This window comes from Paraclostridium sp. MRS3W1 (genome assembly GCF_032465715.1).
Taxonomy (GTDB): Bacteria; Bacillota; Clostridia; order Peptostreptococcales; family Peptostreptococcaceae; genus Paraclostridium; species Paraclostridium dentum.
This window is the reverse complement of sequence record NZ_JAWDJM010000188.1, coordinates 43,177-50,042: the sequence shown is the minus strand read 5'-3', so window position 1 is coordinate 50,042 and position 6,866 is coordinate 43,177. Positions and strand designations below refer to the sequence as shown.

9 protein-coding genes are annotated in these 6,866 nt (G+C 26.8%); 6 read left to right on the top strand and 3 right to left on the bottom strand.

The annotated features are described in order from the left end of the window. The 3 genes from RWY47_RS16235 to RWY47_RS16225 form a co-directional block, all read left to right on the top strand. On the top strand, positions 1-470 hold a 470-nt coding region (locus RWY47_RS16235; protein WP_316030370.1), incomplete at its 5' end, for a hypothetical protein. Further along, a complete protein-coding gene (locus tag RWY47_RS16230) occupies positions 463-1,461 on the top strand; it encodes a DUF4097 family beta strand repeat-containing protein (protein ID WP_168930656.1) in 999 nt (332 codons plus the stop codon). The genes RWY47_RS16235 and RWY47_RS16230, both read left to right, overlap by 8 nt. Before the next feature lie 100 nt (positions 1,462-1,561). Then, positions 1,562-1,702, top strand: coding sequence for a hypothetical protein (locus RWY47_RS16225; RefSeq protein WP_167402919.1), 141 nt, complete (start codon positions 1,562-1,564; stop codon positions 1,700-1,702). Positions 1,703-1,784: 82 nt separating this feature from the next. Here the strand turns inward: RWY47_RS16225 and RWY47_RS16220 are convergent, their stop codons facing one another. After that, a complete protein-coding gene (locus RWY47_RS16220) occupies positions 1,785-2,000 on the bottom strand; it encodes a hypothetical protein (protein WP_021429706.1) in 216 nt (71 codons plus the stop codon). A 231-nt stretch (positions 2,001-2,231) separates the two neighbouring features. On the opposite strand from RWY47_RS16220, the gene RWY47_RS16215 reads away from it, so the two are divergent. Continuing rightward, complete coding sequence (locus tag RWY47_RS16215) at positions 2,232-3,449, top strand: hypothetical protein (protein WP_168930660.1); 1,218 nt, start codon at positions 2,232-2,234, stop codon at positions 3,447-3,449. 115 nt (positions 3,450-3,564) lie between these two features. Next, positions 3,565-4,263 (top strand): M15 family metallopeptidase, encoded by a 699-nt coding sequence (locus tag RWY47_RS16210; RefSeq protein ID WP_224170415.1) that lies wholly within the window; start codon positions 3,565-3,567, stop codon positions 4,261-4,263. A 27-nt stretch (positions 4,264-4,290) separates the two neighbouring features. On the opposite strand, the gene RWY47_RS16205 is transcribed toward RWY47_RS16210, so the two are convergent. Further along, on the bottom strand, positions 4,291-4,611 hold the full coding sequence (locus RWY47_RS16205) for a YlbF family regulator (RefSeq protein ID WP_021433607.1): 321 nt from the start codon (positions 4,609-4,611) through the stop codon (positions 4,291-4,293). Between the two features lie 187 nt (positions 4,612-4,798). Then, entirely contained in the window at positions 4,799-5,413 is a 615-nt protein-coding gene (locus tag RWY47_RS16200) for a GNAT family N-acetyltransferase (protein ID WP_025161596.1), read from the bottom strand. A gap of 158 nt (positions 5,414-5,571) precedes the next feature. On the opposite strand from RWY47_RS16200, the gene RWY47_RS16195 reads away from it, so the two are divergent. Further along, positions 5,572-6,723, top strand: a complete 1,152-nt coding sequence (locus RWY47_RS16195) for an amidase domain-containing protein (RefSeq protein WP_224170416.1) — start codon at positions 5,572-5,574, stop codon at positions 6,721-6,723. Positions 6,724-6,866: the final 143 nt, after the last annotated feature.

Sequence of the window (6,866 nt, the reverse complement as noted above, 5' to 3'; positions counted from 1 at the left end):
GTGTAAACCAAGTCAAAATAAGATTAAAAGACAGTTACTATAAAACTAAAGATGTTATAAATAATAAGTTAACTCCAAATTTAAAAAATGATGATGAGGGATTATCAACTAAACTTATAAAAGTACTACTAGCTTGTTTGAGTTTTGGATTAATGTGTATTTGGGTTTTATTTATATTAATGATGGCAAGTGCAGGATTAACTATTGGGGCATTAAATATAGCATTTATTGCGTTATTAGGAACTTCAGGACCATTATTTGGATTAGATAGCTCTATAGCTTCACTTATAGTATTTTCTAGTATAGGAATTATAGGATTTGATATATTAGTAGTACAGGTTTATTTATATATTATGAAGCTAGGGAAAAAAATATATAAGCAATATATAAACTGGTTAAGAAATAAGAAAAAATATATACATGCAAAAGAAAACAAAATGAATTATAAAGGAGATGATATAGATGAATAAAAAAATAACTATATTTGCAGTTATATTGATTGCTATAGGAATTATAGGGACTATATCATCATCGATAGCTGCAGTACCATTTGCAACTAACTATATAAATGAATGTGCAAAAAAAGCAAGTGAAAAAGTTACAATATATGAAAAGCAGGTTGATGTAAAACAATTAGACATAGACACTAAAAACATAAATGTAGAAGTTAAAAAAAGTAACTCTGACAAACTTAAAATTGTTCAAGTAGGTACTTTAAATAATAATACACTGACTATAGATAACAAAGAAAACACATTTGATATAAAACAGAATGAAGAAAATAGACATATAGATATGGAAATTCAGGGATTTGGGGATGCTGTAATAAACATGCTAAACTTAGCTTCAAATAAAATAATTGTGTATGTTCCAAATAATGTAGACATACAAGCTAAAACTAGATATGGAGATCTAATTATAACGGATAAGGATGTATTAAATGAAAGAGTAACTTTTTCAACTGAATACAGTCAAATAACATTGCCAAAAGAAGTTAAAAGTTTAGAGAACTTAACTATAAGTTCAAATGGAGATATAAATCTAAAAGCTAGTGAAATATTAGGAATAAAGAATATAAATATAAGTACTACTGCAGGAGTATATTTACAATCTATGCCTGATGATGTATTTATTGAAAATATAGAAAACTTTATACCAGAAACATTTAATATAATAGCAACAAAATATTCACCTAGTATAAACATAGAATCTACAGTTCCTATTGCAAAAAAATTAAATATAGACAATAAAAATGGAATGACGTATTTAGATTTACCTACGGATAAATATAATATAGAATTTAATTTAGATGCATATGAGAATATATACTTTGAAGATGAACAAGATAATAATCAGGAACCTATGAAAAAATTTAATGGAACTATAAAACAAAATGAAGAAAATCAAAATAAATATAATGTAGATATAAAATCACAAATAATAAATATTAGAAATATTTAAAATAAAAGGAGCTTAAAAGCTCCTTTTTTATTAGTTATAAGAGTTAAAGTCAGACTTACCTGATAAGTAAGTAGCCATAGCTAACATTCCAACTCCTAATGTGAATTTTGCTTGTTGCTTAACTGCATACTTAGCAACAGGTACAGTTACTTTTCTTGTTTTTGGACTAACTAAGCTAAGTCCTGTTAAAACTGTAGCAGAAACTGCTGTAGCTGTTATTACAGGATGTTCTTTAGCATAATCCTTTATATAGTCAACTGTAGTTTTTGGTTCATCAAAACACTCAAAATTTGTACCACAGCAACATTCATCATAAGGATAGTCTACTTTAGACTCATAGTTGTCTTTTTTTTTACTGCATTTTCCACATCTTCAGCCATGTCGTTTGTTTTATCAACCACATCATGTGCAACACCATTAGCTTTTGACAAAAGTTCATTAGCTTTTTGTTCAGCTTTTTCTATATACTCTTGTCCTTTTTTAGTATAATCATCAATTTGATTATTAATGTTTTCATTATTTATTTTGTTATTATTCAAATTAATCACTCCAATCAACTATAATTTAGTGTTTTGATATAAATTTTAATTCATATATATCTTATGTAATAAAAGAAAATTTATAGTAAGAAAAAAATAAATTTAAAGGTAATTTTTGTATATATTTTAGATATTATTAGTAACCACACAAAGATACTTTCATATAATTAGTATTAAGCATATTAATTTGCTTAGTTAAAATAAAATACAACAAAGGGGTTTTGACTAGCTATGAGTACAATGAGAAAAAAGAAAAAATGTTATAATAGCTGTTCTGCAAATATAGGTTGCAATCCAAAAAAAGAAAAAGAAAGCTACTGTGAACCATGCAAAAAACCAGTTTATAAAAAATGTGAACCGGTAAAAAAATTAGAACCAACTTGCTGTCCTCCAGGACCATGTGATGACTGTGAAATAAAATTTGATGATACATGTGTTAAGTTAGCACAAGAAGCTGAGAGATTATTTAAAAAAGCTTTAGATTGTGAATGCTTGGCTGTAGAGTCATATGAAGAAGCTAAAGAATTTGATAAAAAAGCTAAAGCGTTAGAAGCTAAAGCTAAAAAATTAGCTAAAGAATCTATGGACAATGAAACAGAAGCTGAGAAACTTAGAAAACAAGCAAATCAACTTTTATGTAAATCGGAAGACCTTTGTGCAAGAGCGAAATGTTTATACAAAGAAGCAGAACAAGCAGGAGATGAAGCAGAACAATACTGTGAAAAAGCGAAATGCTTATATGAAAAATCTCAAAATGTAAATGAACAAGCAAAATGTCTATATTCTCAAGCTATGAAGTGTGATGAAAAGGCTATGAAGTGCTACAAAGTTGCTGGAGAAAAGATAAAAGAATACGAAGGTAAATCTAAAAAATGTGAAGATATGATGAAAAAATGCCAGGAAAAAATTGCAGGATGTTATGAAATGGAAGACTGTAAGCCGAAAAAATCTTGCTACGTGGATTTAGGAATAGAAGAACCATGTAAAGAAAAGAAATCATGTAAGCCATGCAAACCAATGCATATATGCAAAGAAGAAAAATCATGTAAACCAATTAACACATGTAAAGAAGAAAAACCAAGTTGTACATGCGAACCTAAATATGTAAGTCCAACTTATTGTAAACCTAAAAAAGAAATGAAACAATCATGTGGATGTGAATTTAACTTCTGCAATGGACAAAACAATAATAAAAATGATGATGAATATTGCAATTTAGACGATATAATGTTAATCAAAGAAGAGGAAACTGGATTATATATAAATCCTATATATAATATGGAACCAATGCAATATATGGGTGAGTTTGCGAATAAATATCCATCAATGGATGAGCCATATATGTATATGGAAAATATGGGAATGGAAGAAATGCAAGATATGTGGATGAACTATTATATGTATATGCAAAATATGATGAACAATATGATGTATAATTTAGAGGATTAATTAAATAAAAAAATCAAAGCTCATAGTTATTAGCTATGAGCTTTGATTTTTTTGGCGTAAAATAATAATATAATATATGTATAGTTAATTTTAAGTAGAGAAAGGAAAAGTTATAATGTTTTTAAAAAAATTTTTATACGTAGCTATAATTAGTTGCGTGGTTTTAGCTTGTATTGGGTGTGATACATTTAATGAAAAGAAAGAATCTAATGATGAAAAAGTAACTAAAAAAATAGAGAAAGAAGAATTTAAACCTTTATTTGAAGTTCAAAATATTCCAGATAATATATATGAAAAGATGATTGGGAACTCTATTCCTGATAAAGATTCTGTTGATAAAGATTCTTTGGATTATTTAAAAATAACATACTATGGATTTGATAATAAGCCACACATAGGAGATATGGTAGTTAGTAAAAAGGTATCGAAAGAAGTTATAGATATATTTAAAGAACTTTATGAAAATAAGTATCCTATAGAAAAAGTAAGTATAATTGATAATTATGGTGCAGATGATGAATTATCTATGTCCGATAATAATACATCTTCGTTTTGTTATAGGGTTGTAGGCGGATCAAAAGTATTATCAAACCATTCAAAAGGATTAGCTATAGATATAAACCCTCTTATTAATCCTATGGTCAAAAATGGAGTTGTAAGCCCTAAGAAAGGTCAAGATTACATAGAAAGAAATGAAAATATTAAGGGGATGATAAAAAAGGGTGATGCATGCTATAATGCCTTTACTAAAAGAGGGTGGACATGGGGTGGAGAATGGTCTAATTTAAAAGACTATCAACACTTTGAAAAATAAAAGAGACGTAATCGTCTCTTTTATTTTTTATTTAGTTAATTCAGATTCTATTTGTTTATATAAGTTTTCCATCATCGTATTAAAATTTCTATTTGCATTCATATAATTAGAAACTAGAGGATGATTAAAAAATTTATCATAATCTCTATTTAATTGACTTATTTTTTTTGATGCATCCTCTATCTTATATCTAGAATATATAAGGTTTTTCTTTTTTACATATTCATCAAATTGTTTTCTTAAAGTTGAATTTCTATCAAGATCTTTCTTTGCTTTATTCATAGTTTTAAACTCGCTAGTATTTCTTATGCACAATGCTAAATCTTTTGCCTTATCATTAATATTCATAAAATACCCCCTTGAAAAGTATAAACTAACTTAATAATATATTATAAAAATAAATAATAAGTGTTACTTATCTTTCAAATTAAAGTGTAGCAAAATTAACAATTATGAATAATATATACTATGAAGTACAAAGACATATAAGAACCTTACAACGTGGAAAAAGAGACCTTTATTTCAAAGGTCTCTTTTATATTACATCAGTCATAATGTTGTTATCTATGAAATTTTCATTTTCATCACAAGGGAATAAATCTTTTAAGAATATGTTTCTTAAAATTCCATATTCATTTTCTTGTTGAGTTTTAAATTCAAATCCTTTATTTAAAATATTGTTTATGCTGTGAATATTATCTACAGCAGCTACTGTTAATATATATTTTTTACGTTGAGATTTAGCTATATCTATTCTTAAATCTAGTAATTTACTTTGAAGCGAATTTCCTCTGTACATAGGATGAACCATAACAAAACCTGATATATAAGTGCTTTTAAAGTCTTCAACAGAAACTCCTAAAGAAGATAAAAGTTCTAAATCATTTATGCTAGGGACATCACAAAGAGCACAAGCAATAAGATCTAAACCTACATAACAACCAATTATAAAACCACCATTATCGACGGTTTTTTTTAATCCGGCATGATCTCTACTTTTTAACCAATTTTTATTATCCATAGAATTACTCACTTCTTCGTAGAGTTTTGAGACATCACCAAAATTTTCCTCACTTAAAAAACGAAAATTTGCATATATATTATTAGTAAGAACATTATTTACTTTAGACAGTTTCATTTTTGTTAGCAACTGAGCACCTCTTTCCTTTAATTTAATGTTAGACAATTATACCATAAATTTAATTATATTTGGCTAAAAAAATGTAAAAACTATATAAAATATTATATTAGCTTTGAAATACTCTATATTCTTAAGATAAAGTCTATTATTTGATAGGAGGAACAAACTTGAACGTAAAAAATACAAAAGGCAAAAAACTAAGGAGAATATTAGTATTAGCAGGAATTTGTATTATTACTACAATTATTTTAAACAATAAAAATGAAATAAAGTTGAATGCATTTATAAGAGGAAATGAAATTGTAAAAGCTAATAAAGATCCAGAAAAAGAACAATTTCAACTTTTACTTGAAAATTTGTTTGATCATAGAAATGAGGCTATATTGACTAAAAATGATGATGTTTTGAAAAAATTATATGATGTAAATCATAAATTTGGATTATGGGCATATGAACAAGAAGTGACTAAAATGAAATATTTAGAAAACTGGTCATATAAGCAAGGTGTTAAATTTAATGATATAAAAACTAGAGTTAAAATTAGTAAAGTAAAAGAAAAAGAGGAGAATTTATATGGAATTATATGTTCTGTATCTACTGAATACAATTATTCTTATGAGAATCAGCCAGATATGAAAAATATGTTTAGGATAGGAACATATCATTATCTTAATATGAGAATTGTAGATAATGAATATATAATTACAAAAGAATGGTATACTGATCCATTTGCAGATTCTCTTCATCTAGATAACATAAAATCAGATGATATTAGAAATTATATATTGGCTCAAGAAAAGAAGGATTCAAACTTAACTACTGAACAGATTAAAGCAATTGACTATGCACATAAATATTGTGGAGCTGCAGCAGATGAAGAGCATGGAATGAAGTTTAACTCAAAATATAAAGATTTCAATCCCGATGGAGGAGATTGCGCAAACTATGCATCTCAAATTATGTTTGAAAGTGGAAGATTCAAGAAAAATGGAACATGGAATTACGAAGGAACAGAAGGAACTAAAGCTTGGGTAAATGCCCAAGGATTTAAAAATTATTTGGTATATAGTGGAAGAGGATCGTTAATAGGAAAAGGTTCATACGAAGAAGTGTACAAGCTAGCATATAGCATGACTCCTGGAGATATAGTTGCTTATGAGAAAAATGGTAGAATAACTCATGTATCTACGGTCACGGGAGTAGATTCTAAAGGATATCCACTTGTAACGTGTCACAATACTGATAGGTTATTAGTTCCTTGGGATTTAGGTTGGAGTGATAAATCTATAAAGTTCCATTTAATAAAAGTTAATTATTAATAATGAAAAAGCTATTTTTAGTAAAATAAAAATAGCTTTTTTATTTTAAGATATTAAAAAGTCGCTTAAGCAAAGTGAATTTTTTTAATTAGAAATAAAATCTAATTTATTCAAATCTTATTAAATATATGATAAAATATGGA